The sequence below is a fragment of the Edaphosphingomonas fennica genome, from assembly GCF_003034225.1.
GTDB lineage: Bacteria > Pseudomonadota > Alphaproteobacteria > Sphingomonadales > Sphingomonadaceae > Sphingomonas_E > Sphingomonas_E fennica.
Genome location: NZ_PHHF01000049.1, coordinates 14,272 through 31,426 on the forward strand (window position 1 = coordinate 14,272; position 17,155 = coordinate 31,426).

Below are 17,155 nucleotides of genomic sequence, written 5' to 3' on the forward strand. Positions count from 1 at the left end.
GTTGGTTCGCGTTAGAACAAGGTTATTCCGCAGTGTATTCGCTAGAATCGTCGGATCGACGGATAGAATTTATGGCTGTCCGGAGGGCAACAAAAGGGCGGGTCGCAGGCATGACCAAAAGGTCAAGGGAGCCCGCCTCTTTTGTCTGTCAGGGCGCAACCTATGCGGCTTGCGCGGATGGACGGAGCAACGCTGCCAGCTTGGTCAGCCCCTTCGCTGTGACCAGCACCTGCTCCACGATCTTCTCCGACCCGTCGCCGCGCAGCACAGTCGCCACCTTGTGTTCCAGCAGGCCGGTCGTGACTTTGGACTGGTAGCCCAGATAACCGGTCCCGCCGTTGCGGCGGTAAATCCACCCATGGGCCTGCAAGTAGGCGAACAGGTCTTTGGGCCGCACCTGCAACGCCTTCGCCGCCGCCGTGATGTTGAGTGACCCGTCCGCCGTCGCGATCCGGTCGAGGGCTTCGGCCTTTGGCGTCAGTTCGGCGTTGGCCTGTTCCAGTTCTAGCACCTTCTCGCTGTAGGATAGCAACAGCCCGCGCATGGTGGCCGGATCGTTGAGTGCCACCATCGGATCAGGGCGCTCGCGGGCTTCCAGTTCCTGCCAGCGGTCGATGATCTTGGCGCGAAGTTCGGCACTGTAGCCGGATACGACAACAAGGGTGTCCCGCTTCGTCAGGTCATAAACCTGTGTCGGCCTGCCGCCGCCCTCCGGGGCGATCGTCCGGGTAGTTTTACGACTTTCTCGTAAAACCCCCTGATCGAACAAGCGGACGATGGTTGCGACAACATCGTTGTGCCGCGCCTCGCACAGGTCGGCAATCTCGCGGCTGCTCATGGTCTGGACGCCGCCGGTGTGAATCAAGTCGTTCATGCCAGTTCCTCCTGACGGACGTTGAGCCACGACCGGAACATTGCCGCGTTGCGCTCGTGGGCCGCGCCATCGACGCAGACGCGATATGCCTTGAACTTTGGGGCCATTGGGCCGCCGTCCGAATAATCCCACCCGCTCCAGCGGCCACGGGACCGCGAGATAAGGGAGCCGTCGAGATCAACGGTGAAGCCGCCGACGCGAACTCCGCGCGTTACGTCGCCGTTAAAGTGACGGACATCGATCAGCGTGCCCTGCGGAAGCGGGCAGCCGTTGCCGCTATGTTGGACCCACCCGCTCACTTCGCGCACTCCAGGATGTGCAGCGCGGTCGGCGCATGGGGCGAGAAGTTCAGATCGGCCAGCGTTCCGACCTTTTTGCGGATTTCTTCCTTCGCGGCGTCGGGCAGCAGCTTGAAGATAGCGGTGATGATGAGCATTTCCGGCGAACGGTCGAAGCGCGCATCCTGCCAAGCCTTGTTCCCGCCATGGTCTTCCCATGTCGCCGGGTGCTTAGGCAGACCTTCGGCAGCAGCGATCAGGCCAAGCCCAATGGGGTTCTTGACCTTGCGCGACGCGGCGGTGGGCAGGCGGACGACATTCGTGTTAAGTGCGGCAGTAGCCATGACCTGATCCTTCCGAGATCGGTTGCGGTTAGGGCCGAGGTGGAAGTTGCCGCTTCCCCTCGGTCTGATTTTTTGATATCTCGGCGTTATGGAAACGTCAAGCGAAGATATTAAAAAATCAGCAAGGGGCCGCCCACGGTCGGACACGTCCCCGGTTATGGTGCGCGTCACGGCTGGCGAACTAAGTAAAATTGACGCCTGGATCGCCGCTAACGGCCCGCCTTATGTCTCACGCCCTGAGGCTATCCGTCGCCTCGTCGAAAAGGGCCTTGGCGCAGATTAATCCTTTGCTGCATCCGCATCCGCGCAGCTGCTGTCCCAAACAGCGTTGAAACCTGCCTGTTGAGCGCTTTGCTCAATAAGCTGTTCGCTGCGCTCGCAAGCCGTCGAGGTAAAGCGTGGATCGTCGTTCCGAGCTTGAGCTCTTGAGCATAGGCTCATCGCTTCTTGCATCTCCGCATCGGATGCAGCGAAACGAGGATCTACCATCCAACCAGCTTCATTTTGGCTGACAATAAACCTTGTGAACCCCGCGTATGCGCCGAGCTTATTCTTTGCATTGACCTCTCCACATATGAGATGCGAGGTCCTGTCCTTATCTTTAAGGCTCACGGTTTTCATCTTTTGGAACTTCGCCGAGTCAGCATCAAACAGAGCATCAGTTAGCATCGCGCGCGACCGACGTTCCAACGCAGCATCCGTCCCTGGAATGCGGTCGCAACCGCACGTTGCGACGGCGACGAACACCATTAATTTCCGTAGTTCCATGGCCCCCTCCGTTCGATCGCACTATCCATGGAACGGGCCTATTGTCCATGCTCAGGCTTGTTCATCTCCCGCCGGGCCTCGCACATCGCGACAAACTCATGGTGGGTGGAGCGCCAGAACTGATCGGCGCTCCACCCGAAGGCGGCGAGCGCGAGGCCCATCAATCGCCGGTAGCGGTGGCGATCCCCTTCGTCGTCGCTACCGGCTTCAGCTCCCCCGATATCGTAGCACCTCCCGTCAGGGCGGCGGTCAGAACCACCGTCAGCCGGGCCGCGATCGCCGGCATGCCCGCTTCGTAGATTAGTTTTCCCCAGACCTCGGGCTCGCCCTGCTTCCCGCCGATATCGTCGTCGGCGGCGCCGGCGCGGATCAGCTCCGCCACCACCACGGCCATCGTGGCGATCGGCATCGTCATCGCATTGGCCATCTGCGCCAGTTCGCGCAACGATCGGCCCGTCAGGGTCTCGATCGTCATGACCGCCTCGTAGCTGGGGCGCAGCACCCGGCGCTTCTTCCCCAGGACGATATCGATCTCGCCCCGCTCCGCGTTCGCCACCATCAGGGCGCCACCGCCGCGAGGTTGTTGATCGTCGGCACCGCCGCCGGGGCCGCGATGGCGCTCCACGTGCCCGCCTGATTATTCGTGAAATCGGTATCGTTCGATCCCCAGCCGCACAGCCCCTGATACAGGACGACCGTACCGCGCTTGATCTGGAGCGTCGCTTCGGGCGGAGAGGAATTGCGGACCGCGATCAGGCGCTCATAACCCTCGTCGGGCAGCTTGACCTTGCCGTTCATCGTGAACCGGATCGATCGCCCGGCATAGCTCACCAGATTGAATTCGCCGTCATCCTTGCTGGACGTGTCGAATTCCGCCGAGCTGTCACCCCACTGCAGGGTCACCTCGCCGCCGATCGGATCGAAGGCTTCCGCGGGCGTGGCGCCGTCACCGATCAACACGCGCACGTCCTTGCCGCGTAAAACGGGCATTGCACTATCTCCTTGCTGGATGGGCCGCGCGCCGGCGGCTATTCTTCCGGTTCGACCGAAATTTCGAAGTTCATCAGGCCGATATAGGTCTCGCCGTCATCGTCGAGATCGGCTGTGGAATTGAGCCAGCGGCATTCGCTGATATAGGCGCCGATGGCCGGCGGCGCCTGGCCGTCCAGGTCCGCCCGGATCGCCGCCATGATCTCCAGCACCCCGCGCCGCGCCGGGCCATGGAAGAAGGCCGCGATCTCGATGGTGTGAATTTCGGCCTGGCAGCCCTTGGCCGTATCCTCCGCCGCGTCCATCCGGCCGAGAACGACGAGATCGCCTCGGAAATCGTCGGGCACGTGCTGCCGGACGCTCGCCTTCCCGCCTGTCACGCCATTGGCCAGCGCCGCGAACAGCGCGTCCTGCACCGGGATCATCAGATCCACGCTCACAGTGCCCCTCCTGCGCCGACCCGCGTAAGCACCTTGCCCCAGAAATCCTGCAGTCGCAGGCTACGCGCTATCCGCGCCGCTCCGCCGCCCGAAAATACATAGGGCCGGGCGCGCATGGCCTTGACCCTGAGCGGATAGCTGGCCGGCGCCGTCCGGCCACGGCGCCGGTTCACCTCAACCGTCTTCGCCTTCCGCCCACGCTCGATGATCCAGCGATACCAGCGATCCCGGTTCACCTTCTTGCCGATGAACCCGACCCGCAGACGGAGCGATTTCGGGTAGACCTTCTTCGACAGGCCAGAGGCGAGGAAGCCCGACCGGCGTGACACGTCGCGCCGCATGCGGGCCAGCTCGTCGTCGCCGACCAGATTCATCTCCACGATCATTTCGGCCCGCGCCTCGGGCGTCAGCCGCTTGATCATGCCGCGCATCCGCCGGGCCGATGCCCAGTCCACGCCGGATTTGCCGCCGGCCATCAGCCGATGGCCTCCGCGTCGGTGTCGCACATCATGGACAGCCACACCCGATCGGTCGCGTCCGGCTCAATCGACCGGATGTTGAGGTTCCGCCCGCGATAGCGCACCTGGTCGTTGGTGCGGATATCGTCGCGCCAGCGGATGGTGACGCGATACTGGCCGATCCCTTGCATCGACCGATCGATCAGCGCCTCGCGCCCGCCCTGGCCGATCACCTCGGCGAGCACCTCGGCGACCTGCGTCCACTGACGCACATAGGCGCCCTTGCCGTCGTCGATATCGACAAGGCGCCAGATGCTGATGCAATGGCGCAGGCGGCCTGCCAGGTTCATGCGAACAGCCTGTCGTTGCAGAGCAGCGCCGCCACCGCGTGGGGCGGTTCTCCGAGCGCAGGCCCGGTAACGATCGCGGTGGGATTGTCGAACCACCACGCAATCAGCAGCAGGATCGCCTGCTTGACGTGAAGGGGGACCGACGACGGCGTGAAGCCGGTGGATACCTGCACCGTGATCGGTGCGCGCCCCCGGCCGAGGGATGGTGCCGGTGCGAGAAGGTCGACGCCCGATTCGTAGCCGTCAACGAACAGGTCATAATCGACGGGATCGAGCGTGGCGGTGATGTTATCCGCCCCGATATACTGGATCGTCGCCGCCGAAACCGGGGCGACCGGCAGCCGGGCGATGTCCGCCCAGCGCGTGAAGCGCAGCTGAGCGGTACGCTCGATCAGCGACAGCCCGGTATATGCCTCGACGTAGGACCGCGCGGCCTTGCGCAGATGATCCAGCGTCGCGTCATGCGTCGTGTCGTTGTCGAGGAAGCGGCACTGCCGCCGGGCCTCGACCAGCGAAACCGGCTCGCCGTCATCTGCCGGCGGAGCGTCGCCGCCCGCCGGCACGATGCCGGTGACGATCAGGTGCGCGAGCATCGCTCAGAAGCCCGTCAGACCGCTCGCGGTGCTGCTGTCGCGGATATGGCTCGCGCGCAGCGGGAAGAAGCCAGCGGGCAGCGTGATCGTGCGGTCGCCACCCTCGCCGGGATAGCGATAGGTGATGTCCCCGCCGGTGACGATGGAGATAGCACCTATCTCGCGCTCCAGCGGATCGCTGGCATGAGGCGTGATCGCAAAGGCCGGCCCCTGTGGCGCGAGCGCTTCGATCGCGGCTGTGGCCGCGTCCTGCTTCGTGGCCGTCGCCGCCCCGGCGGGCAGGGGCAGGCTGGCGGCGCTCACCGGCTGGGTGGCCTGCCAGAACGTGCCGGTCACCGGCACCGAACCGGAGATGCCGACCGTCCCGGAAACCGGCTGCGTCTCGGGGTAGAAATCGCCTGTCACCGGGAAGGGACCGGCAAGCGCCGTCAGGATATCGTCCTGCTTGGCCGAGGTGGCCGCACCCGTCGGCAGCGGCAGCGACGCTATGGTGACAGAGAGCGCATCGCCCAACCGATCGAAGATGGCCTTCAGGCGGCCGAGGACGCTGTTCGCCGCCGGATCGGACGCGACAAGGCCGATCGCATCGGCGCCGGCCTGATCGACGATCACATTCTTGGGGAGGTGGACGCCGCCGATATCCTTGGTCCCGAGGACGGAACCGTCTGCCACCGGCGTCGTGAGATTGTCGGCCACGATCGGTTACTCCTTGGTCGCGGGCTTGGCCGCGCGCTTTTCGGGGGCCGCCGTCTTCACCGCTTTTTCGGTCGCCTTGTCGGCAACCGGGACGGCATAGCCGGCGTCAATGAGGCGGGTTGCCTCGCTGGTCGTGAAGCGATCTGTTTCGTCATCCGGCGACAGCGCGAAGTCCTGCCCCGAGATCGACGTGAGCATCTTGATTTTCATGAGCGAAGACGGGGCGGGTTGTTGGCCCGCCCCGGTCCCTGTCGCTGACCAGCCTTAGCTGGCAGGCGTGGCGAGATGCTTGATGGCGGCGGTGTCGCCCAGCTCGCCGTCGAGGCGGATCAGGCCGGCGATGCCCATGTCCGGCCAGAAGCGCTCGCGCAGCACGCCGATGATCGGCGAACCGACCTTGCGGACGAAATACTTGCCGAAGTCACCGAAGACGATCGGCTTCTTCGACGCCGCAACCGAGTCCATCGCCTGGTTGATGGAGTAGGGCTTCGACCAGAGCGTGTCGGGCGCGCCGGTCTTGATGTCCCCCATCTGCCACAGATAGTTGCCGTCACCGTCCTTCAGCTTGCGCAGGACGAGCAGCGTGGCGTCGTTGAACATCCATCGCGCCTTCGGCGAGGTGCGATAGGCCGGGTCTACCGAGTGGAACAGATCCAGCACCTCGTCCGAGGTGATTGCGGCGGCAGCGGCGGCCGTCTTGCCCAGCGTCGACGCGGTGACGATACCGTTCGGCGCCGTCGTGCCGTTGCCGGAGGTAAGCTGGGTGTTGGCGATGCGGCCGAGGCGTTCGCCGAGCAGTTCGCCGAGCAGGGCTTCCATCGAAAAGATGGAATCCATGTCCAGTTCCCAGCTCCACCGCACGAACTCGGTGTCGAACGCATACGCGCCCAGCACCTTCTGGCCGAAGGTGACGTCCTTGCCGCCGTCGTCGGTCAGCGCCGTGCCCTCGGTATGCGCACCGGCGGTGCTCGCCGTGTCGTCGACTGTCGGGATCGCCCAGGGATGGCCGCTGGAGTGGTTGACGACGCGGCAGATCGCTTCGTCATACATCGGACCCCACAGCTTCATGCTCTTGATGATCTCGGCCGCCAGTTCGGTCGGGACGGTATAGCCGCCCGCCGTGTTCGTGCCGGTCACCTGCGCGCGCTGCTCGCCGTCCTTGAACTTGGTGACGCCCTGCCGCAGCACGGCGCGTTCCTCGGTGGACAGGTCGGCCAGCTCGACGCCGCACATGATCTTGGCGAAGACGTGGCGATATTCCGGCTCGCCCTCGCCATTGTCCCCGGCCGGCTGCCGGTTGTTCGGCTCGGTCGGGCGACGACGCTCGCGCTCCTCCTCGTTCTGGCGCTGGGCGTTGGCCTCTAGCTCGGCCATGCGCTCCTCGCGCTCGATCTGCTTCTCGATCTTGTCGATCTCGGCCATGGCCGCATCGTGCTGGGCTTCCAGCTCGGCGGCACGGCTTTCGTCGGTGTTGGCGGTGATTCCGTCCAGGCGCGAACGCGCCTCGGTGATCAGCCGCGCGCGCTTTTCGCGCAGCTCCTTGAGCTTGCTCATTTTCTGATCCTTGGGAATGACCCGGCCTCACCGGGCTGCATGCCTTTCCGAAGGGCGATACAGGCGCGTCCCGCGAGGGACGGAGAAACTCAGGCGCGCGAGCGAATATCCAGCTGGGCGCGCATCCGAAGCCGGCGATCGATATGGGAGCGCTTCGCCTCCCGCGCCGCGATGGCCGCTTCCTTCCGTGCATCGTCCAGCGAGCGGAGGCCGACGCTGGTGTCAGGGTAGGCCGGGAACGCGGTCACCGTGATCTCGTAAAGCTCGACCTGCTGAATCGTCCGCTGTGGCGGCTCGGTGGTCCTGTCCCATTGCTGCCGGGTCACAGAGAAACCGAAGGACATGCCGCCTATATCGCCGCGCTCGACCGATACGGCGACGTCGCGGCCATCGGTGGTGTCAGGCAGGTCAATCTCGAAACGCAGCCCCTTGCCATCCTCGCTCAGCCGAAGCGTGCCGGCGCCGGTGCGGCCGATGACACGGTTACGGTCATGTCCGATGATCGCGACGATATCGCCTTCGAGAGCGCGGGTGAACGCGCCGCGCTCGATCGTCTCGATCCACGCGCCGCCGATATCGGCAGGCGAATTGAACACCGCAGCATAGCCCGTCAGCATCCGGCCCGTGCCGGTCGCGCGAAGCTCAGGACTGCGGCTCAGCGTCCGGGTTTCGGTCTCCATCGTCATTGGGTTCTCCAGTAGCGGGCTTCAATGGCTGCGATCCGAGCGGGACCGTGGCGCCCTGAAGGTAGAGCTTGTCGCCGTGCGGCTTGGACGGGCGGCCTTCCAGTTCACGGGCTTCGTCCGGCGTCAGCTGTGCCGTGTTGATCGCGCGCGCGAGGCCCTCGATCCGGCTCTTGAAGTCGCCGCGCTGAAGCCCGTCGAGATTATGCTCGACATAGCGGCGGCCGTTCATCTGCCCGAACAGCTTCAGGTTCATTTCCTGTTCGAGCGCCTCGGCCCACTGGCCGATCAGATGCTTGACGAAGAACAGGTCCTGCTGCTCGGTGTTGCTGAACGTGCCTTTCGACAAATCCTGCAGGAAGACCGGCGGCAGCTGGAAGACCCGCGCGATCTCTTCCAGCTGGAAGCGGCGCGCCTCCGTCATCTGCCCCTTGTCGGGATCGACCGCGACGGGCTTCAGGTCGTAGCCCGGCGGGATAGGAAATACCGGCTTGTCGGTCTCGCGCGCGGTATCGATCGCGCGCTGAACGTCGGCCATGGCCCGGCGCTGGGCTTCCGCGCCGGTCGGCAACGGCCCGGTCAGCGCCAGCGGCGGGACGCCGCCGCCGGCAAAGAACTTGCTGCCATAGACCTGCATGTTGAGCGCCAGCCGGATCGCGCCGGCGCACCGGGCGATCGGCCCGACGACGCCAACCTGATCGTCCTTCAGCGCGAACGGCAGGTCGATGACCTCGCTGCTGGCATAGCGGCGGCCATCCAGCGAATAGACGCGCCCCGTGCCGACCATCTCGACGGCGGTCCGCGTCACGTTGATCGGCCGCAGGGCGACGGGCTGGCCGTTCAGCCCGCGCTCGATCCAGAGCAGCCCGCGCCCGCGCGTGAACACCTGATTCCAGAAATACTGGCGAAGGCCGAAGCTGGTCCATTCCGTGTTCGGCGCTTCGTGGACCAGCGTCTCGATACCGCCCTTTATGCGCTCGGGCTGGTCGCCGACCTTCCGCCATGCATGCAGCGGCAGCGCGGCGAGCGTGCGGGTGAGGAAGTTGACGGCCGCGAAGACGGCGGGCACCTGCATCGCCTGCTCGACGCTCACCGGACCGATATCGAGCGCATCGCCCCCGCCGAAATAGCGGATAATACCCTCGGCGTCGGCCTTGACCTGCGGGTTCTCGATCGAGGCCGAGCGCGTCTCCGCGCGGCCGATCTCCCAGCCGAACAGCTTCATGCCGCCACCAGCGAGAAATCGGGATCGTCCCATGGGGACACGACGGGAGCCGGTGGCGGAAGCTGCATCGGCGCCATGGCGTTGATGGCAGCGTCGATGCCGTCGATCTTGTTCTGCGACATTGGCGTTTCCTTCTTTGGCAGGATCGTGTTGTTGACCCGCCGGTCCACCACGGCGTTGCCGGCCATCCACGTCATCACCGGATTTCCATCATGGCGCAGCAGATGCGGCCCGCCTTTTACCCTGGCTTCCAGATCCTTGGCCGGGTCCGTCACGTTGGCCGCGTTCTTCGACAGGATCGCTGCCAGTTCACCGTCGCCGTCGCCAAGGTCCTCGTTCAACCGGCTCGCCATCGCCTGAGCAGCGGCGAACTGATCGAACGTGATCCGCTTCACGCTCAGCACTTTCTGGAGCCGCCGGATCAGGCGCTCGACCCTGTTGTGATCGACGAAATTGCCCGGCGTCGTCCAAAGCCATCGGCCATCCTTCCACTGGCGATAAAGCTCGACGATCTGCTTGGACGCAGGATCGTCGCGCGCCAGCGCGGCTTCCGGCAGGAAGAACCATGTCTTGAGCAACAGCCGGCCGTCGGGGTGGAGCGCCGCAAGAGCGACCGCCGTAATGTCGTCCTTATCGGCCAGGTCGGCGCCGATATAGCAATCAAGCCCGCGAAAATCGGACAGCTTCAGCGACGGATCGGAACAGGCAATCCACTGGCTGACATTGAGCCAGGCGCTCGCGGCGCCGATCCACTTGTTGAGGCGCTTGGTGAAGAACTCGCCCTCGGCCGAAGGGCTGTTCTTCGCCTCGATGGCATATTGCCGCAACTCGTCCAGCTGGACCGCCGATCCGAGCAGCGGGTTCGCCTTGATCCAGTTCCGCTCGTCATACGGATCGTCGCCGACCTTCCGCTCCGGCGTGAAATCCTTGGGACCGTCCAGCGTGAAGATGATACCGAATATGTGCTCGGCGATGACCGAGCGCTCCAGCACCTTCGTCGCCATTGTCCGCTGCTCGTAGCAAACGCCATGGACATTCGAGCCGGCCGTCGTGATCTGCCAGAGAAGCGGTTGTTTCCTGGCACCAAAGGCCGAGCGCATCACGTCATAAAGGCCGCGATCAGCATGGGCGTGCAGCTCGTCCATGGTGACGAGATGCGGGTTATGCCCGTCCTGCGTCTTCGACTTGGCGTGCAGCGGCTGCATATATCCGCCGTTGTCGCCGCACGTGATCGACTTCGCCCAGGCCGTGACGCCGAATGCCTCCTGCAACTCCGGCGTCTTCTCGACCATCCGCTTGGCCGGATGAAAAACCTTCTTCGCCTGATCGAACGTCGTGGCCGCCGTCAAAACCTGCGGTCCGGTCTCGTTCTCGCAGCAGAGGCAATAGAGCGATACGCCCGCCGTCTTCGTCGACTTGGCGTTCTTGCGCGCAACCTCCTCGTAAACCACCGTGAATCGACGAAGTCCGTTATCCTTGCGGCGCCACCCGAATACGGTGGTGAGGATGAATATCTGCGGCGGCTCAAGGTCGATCTTGCCGCACCGATCAAGATGCATGCCGTCATCGCCGCGCGGGCACTTGCACCAATTTCCCTCGATATGGGGCAGGTTCTCGATGAAATCGCATATGTCGTTCGCGTGCCAAGGGTCGAAGCGATAGCCCCACACGTTAGACTTCGCGCGCTCCAGATCGTCCAGATGCCGTTGCGCCGCCAGCCGAACCCATTTGCAGTGGCGAACCTGATCCGTGTCCGCCGCCGCCGCCCTCGCATATTCCAGCGCGATCGATGCGTAGTTCCGGGCGTGCCCGCTATCCGGGAACGCCGGCCGCTTACGCCTTCGCGCGGTGGCCGTTGCGCGCGAACGGGTTTCTGGTTTTCGTCGGATCATCGGCGATCTTGCCGACGCGGCTCTTGCGACCAGCTATACCGAGCAGCTCGGCATACTGGCGCAGGACGGTCAGATATGACGCTGGCGGCGGCTCTCGGCCTGCGTTGAACGACTGCCGGACCAGCGCTTCCAGCGAGCAGTAGCGCGCAAACAGCGAACTATCGATCTCGGCCACGCCGGCGGCCATGACGCGACCGATCTCTTCCTGCCAGACGTCCTGCGCTTCCGCCGTCAGATAGTCCGGCATCAGTGGAGGATCGCCCGGAACGACAAGCTCGTTCTTCAGCCCGTCGCGGAACGGGCGCAGCGTGCCGCGAGCCGCCTTCGTGGAAGGTGCCTCGGCCTTCCGTCCAGGCTTCATGGCGATGTCTCCGAAATTTAATTTGGCCCGGAAGTTTAATTCGGGCGCGCGAAAAAAAGACTGGGGGCGCGGTGTCCGGCACATCGGCCCATGACTTTGACCCTCCCCCTCCGGGTCAAGCCGGCCGCTGGGCGCGCCTGCGCCCGCGCGCCGCCTCCTGGGCCGTCTTCGCATCGCTACATGCCTTGCAGAGGCTCTGGCGGTTGTCAGGCACGTCCTCGCCTCCTTCGGCCAGCGAAAGGGCGTGATCAACGATGACGGCTTCGGTCACTCGACCATGCTTCAGGCACTCGCGGCATAGAGGTTCACCGGCAAGGTGCGCCGCCCTGATCTGCTGGCCGCGCCGCCCCCGGATGCGCTGGGCGGATGCTGCGCTCTGCCTTTCCCACGGTTTGCTTTTCGGCTTGGCGTAGAGGCCGGGCGGCCGGCTGGGCATTAATCGTCCGCAGATGACGGAGGCGGAGGCGTGCCGGGCGGAACTATCGGCTTGCGGAACTGCGCTTCCGGTCCGCACCTGTCATGCTGGCGGAAGATGCCACCACGCCCAGGCCGACGCTCTCTGTTCGTTACCGTGTAAAGGCGATCGTCCAACTTGCCCGTGACGACATCCCTGCGATCCGACAGAGGGTGCGGCAGACGGCAAACAAATTCCGGGTGGAAACCTTCAGCGACAAATCCCCGGTGGAAACCGAATAACTGGTTCGAATCCAGTCGCCCTTCTCTCTTGCGATCGTATGCGCTGGCCATCATTACCGCAACCCGATCCGCTTCCAGAAGCGGTTGCCGCACTCGTCCTGCCACAGGCTGATGCAGATGCCGGCGCCGTGGACGTGCGCCTTCCACATGGACATGGGGAGCAGAACGAGCATGGCAGCCTCCGGCGTGAAGGGGTGGGGATCGGCGATTTGGCGCCCCGCCAATCCCCGGTCGCGGGCAACTCCTGCTTTCCTTGGCCGGCAGCAGGAGCGGGACAATACCCGCGTGAACATTCGAAACTACTCCGAGCCGGTAGTAGGGCATTGGGTTCGTAACGAATAAGGGCGGGCCGGACGGGGGGCTTCCGGCCCGCATCAGGCACGCGGCTCGCGCCCGACCTGTGAATAGCTATTGCCCGCTCTATCTGGCGGCGGGCGCCGGGCGCCGTAGTGGACGATCCGTCCATGCGACCCGACATCTACGGGCTCTTGCGGTGCCGCCCCAGATGGCAGGTCCCGCCGTCGACGCCCCTCGGCATGCCGATCTACTGATAATCTCCATGCTAACGCACTTCGCGGGAAGCGCTGCGCTTCCACCGCGTGTGGCGGCGAGGGCAGTAAGGTCGAAAGACCAGCCGGACCTACTCACCGAAGCTGCTGAAGCAGCGGTTCCCGCTTGGGATAACCACTACCTAACTCGCTCGACCGCAGAAGAAAAGAGTCGACATTGATGCTCAGCCGCCCGCCAAAGCACACCAGCGTGTGCCGCCCGTCGCTCTGCTCCACGATCCCCTCCAGGCCAGCGAAGGCGCCCTCGGGCACGCGAACGCGCTCGCCGACACGGAACACGCGCTTCCGGTCGCGCGGCTTCGCCCGTTCCTCCGCCGTGCGCAGCCCCTCGATCTCGCGGTCGGCGATCAACGGCACGCGGTCGCGATGGTGGAAGACCGAGAAGCCCACCGTCTGCGACACCTCGAACAGGTCGCGGATCCGGGCCGCCCGCGCGAACACATAGGTGGGCATGATCGGCACCGGCCGCTCGACGCGCGACTTCGATCGAGGCACGCGGCGTGACTGGATCTGGATCGGCGTCCAGACGTCATAGCCCGCCTCGGCAAGCGCCCGGAACACAGGCAGCGTGCTCTGCCCTTTCATCCGCAGGATGCACCAATCGCCCATTATGCCGCCTTCGCCTCCTCGGTCTCGTTGCCGCGATCATCCTGCCGCGGGCGATCGATCTCATAGGCCGATCCGTCGGCCGCATAGCGCGTCCTGATGCCGAGCCGGGCGAACGCCGCGTTGGCGCTGGCGATCTCGTCGGCGGATAGCGCCTCATCCTTGGGCGCCTCCAGCGCCGGCCGGCCGGCATCGGCAATCGCCTGCTCCAGCGCGCGCAGCCGCATCAGCGCCGTCCTGTGCCGGGCCATGATGTCGGCAGCCACGGCGCGCAGGGCGGGGTCGACCTCGGGGAAGAAACGGATCGGCTTCATCACCACGGCACCATCATCGCGAATGGCTGGGTATTTCCAGCGGCGCAGCACCGCCTGGGCCGCCTCGCGCGCCACCCGGCCGGGCAGGTCGCCGAGCGAGTAGGTCGTTGCCTTGATCCACGCATCGGCCTGATCCGCCGTCATCGTCGGGTTCAGCTTGGTCGCGATCATCGCCAGGTCGTCGCCCAGGCCACGGGAGAGCTTGCCGTCTTTCTGAGGATCGCGGGCCGATTTGCCACCCGGCTCTGCCTGCGCCAGCGGCACGAGGCCGCGCTCGTAGCTGTCGGCCAGCCGCCGGACGTCAAGGCCATGACAGGCCGTCAGCGCCTGCTCCGTCGTCCACTTCGCACTGCTCGCGAGCTCGACGACGGCTCTCGATGGGTCCGCTTGGTCGGTCGAAGTGATTTCGTTTGCCATGGGGTGCTCTCAGCTTGCCGGTGATGAACGATACGGGGTCGGGGGTGCCCTCGGCTTCGGCGGATGCCAGGGCCTCCATCACGGCCGCGTTGCCGTGGTCGCGCTTCCAGAGCCCGATCAGTTGGCGGGCCTGTGCGTCGGACTTTCCGGCAGCGCAGAGCAGCCGGACGCCGGAGGCGAAAATGGCAGCCTGAAGGTCGATCGCCGATGGCTTCGGCGGCGCGTCGCCGCCGGATGCGTTAGCATCCGAACTAATCGGAGATGGAGATGGAGAAGAAGAAGAAGAAGAAGGGGCGGGGTGAGTAGTGGTGCCTAAGGGGGGGTGAGTAGCTGACATAATCACGCCCCTAACCTCATCCCATTCGGCGTCTATCCACTCCCCCTCGCGTCGCCCGTCGAAACATGCATGCACGGCCGCTTCCGACCGCCCCATGTCGGCGACATCGAACGTGCCGAGGATGATGATCGGCCCGACCTTCTTGCGCAGGCCGTTGAAGCGCTGGTGCGGATATTTGGTGACGCCGATCTTGATGGGGCCGCCGGTATCGCGCTGCACGGCATAGAGCTTGCCCGGCTGGTTATAGAGCTCTTTCTTGTGCGGGTTGCCACCCAGCTTGCCGAACTCTGCGCCCTTGTGGCCATGCTCTGCCCCGGCGGCGCCACCGGCCGCACGGGCGTCGCGCAGCATCTCGTCGCGCACCATGCGGCGGCTGAAGATGACGCCTTCGCCATCCACCGAGTAGACTTGGTTTGCCTCCAGCTCCGCCAGCCACCGGCGAACCTGGGGGACGCCTTCGCCCACCAGGCGCGCCAACGCCTCCGGCCCCAGCGGCCGCCCCAGCACGGTCAGATGGCCATATGGCGTCGCGTCGTGCATCAGGCACATCATCTCTATCCACAGGCCGCGCGCCGCGATCGAGCACAGGCGAAGGCCCGGATCGTTGCGCCAGTCGGGCGGATAGAACTGGAAGGACGGGCGCTTGCTCATATCGGCCGGTTCGCCGCCTGATTGCGGATCGCTTCCCGATTGCACTCGCGGCAGAAGCTGGGGCCGGCGCACATCTTCCAATAGCCGTCGGCCTGAAGGAACTCGTGCCGGCGCTCGTTCCAGGATGTGGTGGTGACACGGACATCGCTCATACTTCGCGAAGCTCCAGTTGGGGGAAAAGGGCGATGAAGAAGGCGCGGCGCACCTCCCAGGCTTTGTCGCGGTAGGCGCCCTTGGCATCCTCCACGATCGTCCGGCCGTCTTCGCGATACTGGAAGTCGGCCGTGTAATAGATCTGGCGGCCGCTCGGGTGTCGGACTGGCCGTCCGTCGACGGTGAACCTGAAGCGCGGCTGCTGCTCCAGGTCGCTGATGCGCCCGGCGCGCTGCAGCAGGTGCAGGTCGTTGCACCGCGCCGCCTCGCGCCGGGAAGCATGCATATGGCCGTGGGCGCAATGCGTCTTCTTCGCGCCGAACTTGTTGGTCGGGCGCGTCATTCGCAAAGCCCATATTCGCTCTCGCAGAACAAGCCGTCCTCGTCGGCCTGGCGCTGCTCCAGCTCGATCAGCAGGTCATAGTTGCGCCCGCCCTTGCCGGTGCGCGACCACTCAACCGCCTTGTCTATGACGGCACGGCCATGATCGTCGGCGGCGCCAGGAACCATCGGCGCGGGCAGGAGCGATGCCGCGGTGCGGCGCGAAACGAGGGCGACCAACCGCTCCCATTCCCGCACCCGGTCCACCTCGGCGGGAAAGCGCATGGCCCACATCCGCAACTCGCGCTTCTTGACCATGATGCAGGTCGAGCAGCCGACCCGGCTCATGCCCATCGTGTAGAGCGGATTGTGACGGAGGCCGAACCGATCCGAGATCGCGAAGGCATCGGCGGCGGTCCAGCGGAAGATGGGCCGATAGAGCACCTGCCTAGCGCCGTTCGGATGACGCTTCGATTGGATAGGCAGCTTCTTCGCGCGGGCGGCGCTCTCGTCCGCCCGCTCGCCGATCCATTCGACGATCGACACGCCCTCGGCGAGCAGCGGTTGCTTCCGGTGCATCATCGGGACGAGCTTCGTCTCGTCGGTGCAGAAGCGCGTCTTGGTTCCGGGGAACCGACCGTGAAGCATAGCGATGTCGAGGAAAGGGATGCGGGTCGGGTAAAGGTGGGCGAGCGCCTGCTCGATCAGATCGTCCGGCACCGGCGGCGACACCATGACGGGGCAATCGCAAGCTGCGCGCCACGCCGCCTTTGCTTCGGCCAGCTCAGCCGGGTCCAGCTTCGCCCTGTTGATGGCTTCTCGCCGCCGGCTGCATTCGCCCCGATGCCGCTTCCGCCGCTTCTCCTTCGACCATTCCTCGCGGAGCATCGCTCGCTTCCGGGCGAACGCCGCTTCGTCGGTCAGGCCCGGCACATCGTTTGCCGAACAAATCTCGATCGACAGGCCGGTGCGCTGCTGGAGCCAGCTCGAAAGGTAATCGATATGCTCCAGCGTGATCGGATTCTCATGGCCGTTATCAGCCGCGAGAAAGCGCGGCGGCATATTGCCGAAGCCCGCCAACCCCTTGTGGTCCATCCGCTCGATGGCCTTGCAGAGCACGGCCTGACTATCTTTGCCGCCGCTGATGGACAAAAAGTGCTGCACCGTCATGTCGCAGCCCTTCCGATCTCACGGTTGAGCGCACGCTCGACGCACGCGCGGGCGAAGGCCAGCTCTTTGCCATTGACCCTGTGGCCGGCATCCCGAAGGAGGCCGGCCGTGTCCTCGACAAGGGCTGCCGCTTCGTCCGCCGTGTCGCGCTTGATGGGCGGCTGCATCACAGGCCCAGCGCCGCCTTGTAGGTGTCCAGCAGCGCCTCGGCTTCGTCGCGCGCATGCTTCTCCATCTTCCGCAGCCGGACGATGGCGCGCATGGTCTTCGTGTCGTAGCCTTGGCTCTTCGCCTCCAGGTAGACGTCCTTGATATCGTCGCCGACGCCCCTCTTCTCTTCCTCCAGCCGCTCGACCCGTTCGATGAAGAGGCGGAGCTGATCGGCGGCGACATTCGCTTCGGACATATGGATTCT

General features: G+C 65.0%; 26 protein-coding genes. All 26 read right to left on the reverse strand.

The annotated features are described in order from the left end of the window. Positions 1-160: 160 nt before the first annotated feature. Complete coding sequence (locus tag CV103_RS11945) at positions 161-874, reverse strand: phage antirepressor KilAC domain-containing protein (protein WP_107395051.1); 714 nt, start codon at positions 872-874, stop codon at positions 161-163. After that, positions 871-1,173 (reverse strand): hypothetical protein, encoded by a 303-nt coding sequence (locus tag CV103_RS11950; protein ID WP_107395052.1) that lies wholly within the window; start codon positions 1,171-1,173, stop codon positions 871-873. The genes CV103_RS11945 and CV103_RS11950 overlap by 4 nt, the downstream gene beginning before the upstream one ends. Next, positions 1,170-1,496 (reverse strand): hypothetical protein, encoded by a 327-nt coding sequence (locus tag CV103_RS11955; protein ID WP_107395053.1) that lies wholly within the window; start codon positions 1,494-1,496, stop codon positions 1,170-1,172. Before CV103_RS11955 ends, CV103_RS11950 begins: the two co-directional genes overlap by 4 nt. 279 nt (positions 1,497-1,775) lie before the next feature. Next, positions 1,776-2,264, reverse strand: a complete 489-nt coding sequence (locus tag CV103_RS22160) for a hypothetical protein (protein ID WP_146163421.1) — start codon at positions 2,262-2,264, stop codon at positions 1,776-1,778. Positions 2,265-2,424: 160 nt separating this feature from the next. Then, entirely contained in the window at positions 2,425-2,823 is a 399-nt protein-coding gene (locus tag CV103_RS11970; RefSeq protein ID WP_107395056.1) for a GTA-gp10 family protein, read from the reverse strand. After that, positions 2,823-3,254, reverse strand: coding sequence for a hypothetical protein (locus tag CV103_RS11975; protein WP_107395057.1), 432 nt, complete (start codon positions 3,252-3,254; stop codon positions 2,823-2,825). Before CV103_RS11975 ends, CV103_RS11970 begins: the two co-directional genes overlap by 1 nt. Before the next feature lie 38 nt (positions 3,255-3,292). Then, positions 3,293-3,694 carry a DUF3168 domain-containing protein gene (locus tag CV103_RS11980; protein WP_015457782.1) on the reverse strand — a complete coding sequence of 134 codons (402 nt, stop codon included), beginning with the start codon at positions 3,692-3,694 and terminating at the stop codon, positions 3,293-3,295. After that, the gene (locus CV103_RS11985) at positions 3,691-4,170 is read right to left on the reverse strand and encodes a hypothetical protein (protein ID WP_107395058.1); all 480 of its coding nucleotides are present in this window, start codon (positions 4,168-4,170) and stop codon (positions 3,691-3,693) included. Before CV103_RS11985 ends, CV103_RS11980 begins: the two co-directional genes overlap by 4 nt. After that, positions 4,170-4,502 (reverse strand): phage head closure protein, encoded by a 333-nt coding sequence (locus CV103_RS11990; protein ID WP_107395059.1) that lies wholly within the window; start codon positions 4,500-4,502, stop codon positions 4,170-4,172. The genes CV103_RS11985 and CV103_RS11990 overlap by 1 nt, the downstream gene beginning before the upstream one ends. Beyond that, a complete protein-coding gene (locus tag CV103_RS11995) occupies positions 4,499-5,095 on the reverse strand; it encodes a head-tail connector protein (protein WP_107395060.1) in 597 nt (198 codons plus the stop codon). Before CV103_RS11995 ends, CV103_RS11990 begins: the two co-directional genes overlap by 4 nt. A gap of 3 nt (positions 5,096-5,098) precedes the next feature. Beyond that, positions 5,099-5,791 carry a spike base protein, RCAP_Rcc01079 family gene (locus tag CV103_RS12000; RefSeq protein WP_146163422.1) on the reverse strand — a complete coding sequence of 231 codons (693 nt, stop codon included), beginning with the start codon at positions 5,789-5,791 and terminating at the stop codon, positions 5,099-5,101. Positions 5,792-5,797: 6 nt separating this feature from the next. Then, positions 5,798-5,989 carry a hypothetical protein gene (locus tag CV103_RS12005; protein WP_146163423.1) on the reverse strand — a complete coding sequence of 64 codons (192 nt, stop codon included), beginning with the start codon at positions 5,987-5,989 and terminating at the stop codon, positions 5,798-5,800. Between the two features lie 66 nt (positions 5,990-6,055). Then, complete coding sequence (locus CV103_RS12010; RefSeq protein WP_107395063.1) at positions 6,056-7,345, reverse strand: phage major capsid protein; 1,290 nt, start codon at positions 7,343-7,345, stop codon at positions 6,056-6,058. Positions 7,346-7,434: 89 nt separating this feature from the next. Beyond that, positions 7,435-8,031 (reverse strand): HK97 family phage prohead protease, encoded by a 597-nt coding sequence (locus CV103_RS12015; RefSeq protein WP_107395064.1) that lies wholly within the window; start codon positions 8,029-8,031, stop codon positions 7,435-7,437. Next, positions 7,988-9,253 (reverse strand): phage portal protein, encoded by a 1,266-nt coding sequence (locus CV103_RS12020; RefSeq protein WP_107395065.1) that lies wholly within the window; start codon positions 9,251-9,253, stop codon positions 7,988-7,990. The genes CV103_RS12015 and CV103_RS12020 overlap by 44 nt, the downstream gene beginning before the upstream one ends. Beyond that, entirely contained in the window at positions 9,250-10,812 is a 1,563-nt protein-coding gene (locus CV103_RS12025) for a terminase large subunit (protein ID WP_245896800.1), read from the reverse strand. The genes CV103_RS12020 and CV103_RS12025 overlap by 4 nt, the downstream gene beginning before the upstream one ends. A gap of 274 nt (positions 10,813-11,086) precedes the next feature. Beyond that, the gene (locus CV103_RS12030; RefSeq protein WP_245896802.1) at positions 11,087-11,590 is read right to left on the reverse strand and encodes a hypothetical protein; all 504 of its coding nucleotides are present in this window, start codon (positions 11,588-11,590) and stop codon (positions 11,087-11,089) included. A 31-nt stretch (positions 11,591-11,621) separates the two neighbouring features. Further along, positions 11,622-11,942 carry an HNH endonuclease signature motif containing protein gene (locus CV103_RS23070; RefSeq protein WP_107395067.1) on the reverse strand — a complete coding sequence of 107 codons (321 nt, stop codon included), beginning with the start codon at positions 11,940-11,942 and terminating at the stop codon, positions 11,622-11,624. Positions 11,943-12,846: 904 nt separating this feature from the next. Continuing rightward, complete coding sequence (nusG, locus tag CV103_RS12040) at positions 12,847-13,380, reverse strand: transcription termination/antitermination protein NusG (protein ID WP_070933700.1); 534 nt, start codon at positions 13,378-13,380, stop codon at positions 12,847-12,849. After that, a complete protein-coding gene (locus CV103_RS12045; RefSeq protein WP_146163424.1) occupies positions 13,380-14,108 on the reverse strand; it encodes a hypothetical protein in 729 nt (242 codons plus the stop codon). The genes nusG and CV103_RS12045 overlap by 1 nt, the downstream gene beginning before the upstream one ends. Then, positions 13,993-15,096, reverse strand: coding sequence for a GIY-YIG nuclease family protein (locus CV103_RS12050; protein WP_170112620.1), 1,104 nt, complete (start codon positions 15,094-15,096; stop codon positions 13,993-13,995). The genes CV103_RS12045 and CV103_RS12050 overlap by 116 nt, the downstream gene beginning before the upstream one ends. Then, the gene (locus CV103_RS22440; protein ID WP_170112621.1) at positions 15,093-15,248 is read right to left on the reverse strand and encodes a hypothetical protein; all 156 of its coding nucleotides are present in this window, start codon (positions 15,246-15,248) and stop codon (positions 15,093-15,095) included. Before CV103_RS22440 ends, CV103_RS12050 begins: the two co-directional genes overlap by 4 nt. Continuing rightward, a complete protein-coding gene (locus CV103_RS12055) occupies positions 15,245-15,592 on the reverse strand; it encodes a DUF1064 domain-containing protein (protein ID WP_070933703.1) in 348 nt (115 codons plus the stop codon). The genes CV103_RS22440 and CV103_RS12055 overlap by 4 nt, the downstream gene beginning before the upstream one ends. Continuing rightward, entirely contained in the window at positions 15,589-16,689 is a 1,101-nt protein-coding gene (locus CV103_RS12060) for a phosphoadenosine phosphosulfate reductase domain-containing protein (protein WP_170112622.1), read from the reverse strand. Before CV103_RS12060 ends, CV103_RS12055 begins: the two co-directional genes overlap by 4 nt. Positions 16,690-16,736: 47 nt before the next feature. Further along, a complete protein-coding gene (locus tag CV103_RS22445; RefSeq protein ID WP_170112623.1) occupies positions 16,737-16,910 on the reverse strand; it encodes a hypothetical protein in 174 nt (57 codons plus the stop codon). Beyond that, positions 16,907-17,146, reverse strand: coding sequence for a DUF2312 domain-containing protein (locus CV103_RS12065; RefSeq protein WP_070933704.1), 240 nt, complete (start codon positions 17,144-17,146; stop codon positions 16,907-16,909). The genes CV103_RS22445 and CV103_RS12065 overlap by 4 nt, the downstream gene beginning before the upstream one ends. Between the last annotated feature and the right edge of the window lie 9 nt (positions 17,147-17,155).

Excerpts from the sequence above, each read along its gene's own strand:
- CV103_RS12065 (WP_070933704.1), bottom strand. The coding sequence starts at position 17,146 with ATGTCCGAAGCGAATGTCGCCGCCGATCAGCTCCGCCTCTTCATCGAA.
- CV103_RS12030 (WP_245896802.1), bottom strand. The coding sequence starts at position 11,590 with ATGTGCCGGACACCGCGCCCCCAGTCTTTTTTTCGCGCGCCCGAATTA.
- CV103_RS12050 (WP_170112620.1), bottom strand. The coding sequence starts at position 15,096 with ATGAGCAAGCGCCCGTCCTTCCAGTTCTATCCGCCCGACTGGCGCAAC.
- CV103_RS11985 (WP_107395058.1), bottom strand. The coding sequence starts at position 4,170 with ATGGCCGGCGGCAAATCCGGCGTGGACTGGGCATCGGCCCGGCGGATG.
- CV103_RS22160 (WP_146163421.1), bottom strand. The coding sequence starts at position 2,264 with ATGGAACTACGGAAATTAATGGTGTTCGTCGCCGTCGCAACGTGCGGT.
- CV103_RS22440 (WP_170112621.1), bottom strand. The coding sequence starts at position 15,248 with ATGAGCGATGTCCGTGTCACCACCACATCCTGGAACGAGCGCCGGCAC.
- CV103_RS12010 (WP_107395063.1), bottom strand. The coding sequence starts at position 7,345 with ATGAGCAAGCTCAAGGAGCTGCGCGAAAAGCGCGCGCGGCTGATCACC.
- CV103_RS11970 (WP_107395056.1), bottom strand. The coding sequence starts at position 2,823 with ATGGTGGCGAACGCGGAGCGGGGCGAGATCGATATCGTCCTGGGGAAG.
- CV103_RS12020 (WP_107395065.1), bottom strand. The coding sequence starts at position 9,253 with ATGAAGCTGTTCGGCTGGGAGATCGGCCGCGCGGAGACGCGCTCGGCC.
- nusG (WP_070933700.1), bottom strand. The coding sequence starts at position 13,380 with ATGGGCGATTGGTGCATCCTGCGGATGAAAGGGCAGAGCACGCTGCCT.
- CV103_RS11990 (WP_107395059.1), bottom strand. The coding sequence starts at position 4,502 with ATGAACCTGGCAGGCCGCCTGCGCCATTGCATCAGCATCTGGCGCCTT.
- CV103_RS12055 (WP_070933703.1), bottom strand. The coding sequence starts at position 15,592 with ATGACGCGCCCGACCAACAAGTTCGGCGCGAAGAAGACGCATTGCGCC.
- CV103_RS12005 (WP_146163423.1), bottom strand. The coding sequence starts at position 5,989 with ATGCTCACGTCGATCTCGGGGCAGGACTTCGCGCTGTCGCCGGATGAC.
- CV103_RS11995 (WP_107395060.1), bottom strand. The coding sequence starts at position 5,095 with ATGCTCGCGCACCTGATCGTCACCGGCATCGTGCCGGCGGGCGGCGAC.
- CV103_RS11945 (WP_107395051.1), bottom strand. The coding sequence starts at position 874 with ATGAACGACTTGATTCACACCGGCGGCGTCCAGACCATGAGCAGCCGC.
- CV103_RS12025 (WP_245896800.1), bottom strand. The coding sequence starts at position 10,812 with ATGCATCTTGATCGGTGCGGCAAGATCGACCTTGAGCCGCCGCAGATA.
- CV103_RS11975 (WP_107395057.1), bottom strand. The coding sequence starts at position 3,254 with ATGCCCGTTTTACGCGGCAAGGACGTGCGCGTGTTGATCGGTGACGGC.
- CV103_RS23070 (WP_107395067.1), bottom strand. The coding sequence starts at position 11,942 with ATGCCCAGCCGGCCGCCCGGCCTCTACGCCAAGCCGAAAAGCAAACCG.
- CV103_RS12015 (WP_107395064.1), bottom strand. The coding sequence starts at position 8,031 with ATGACGATGGAGACCGAAACCCGGACGCTGAGCCGCAGTCCTGAGCTT.
- CV103_RS11955 (WP_107395053.1), bottom strand. The coding sequence starts at position 1,496 with ATGGCTACTGCCGCACTTAACACGAATGTCGTCCGCCTGCCCACCGCC.
- CV103_RS12045 (WP_146163424.1), bottom strand. The coding sequence starts at position 14,108 with ATGGCAAACGAAATCACTTCGACCGACCAAGCGGACCCATCGAGAGCC.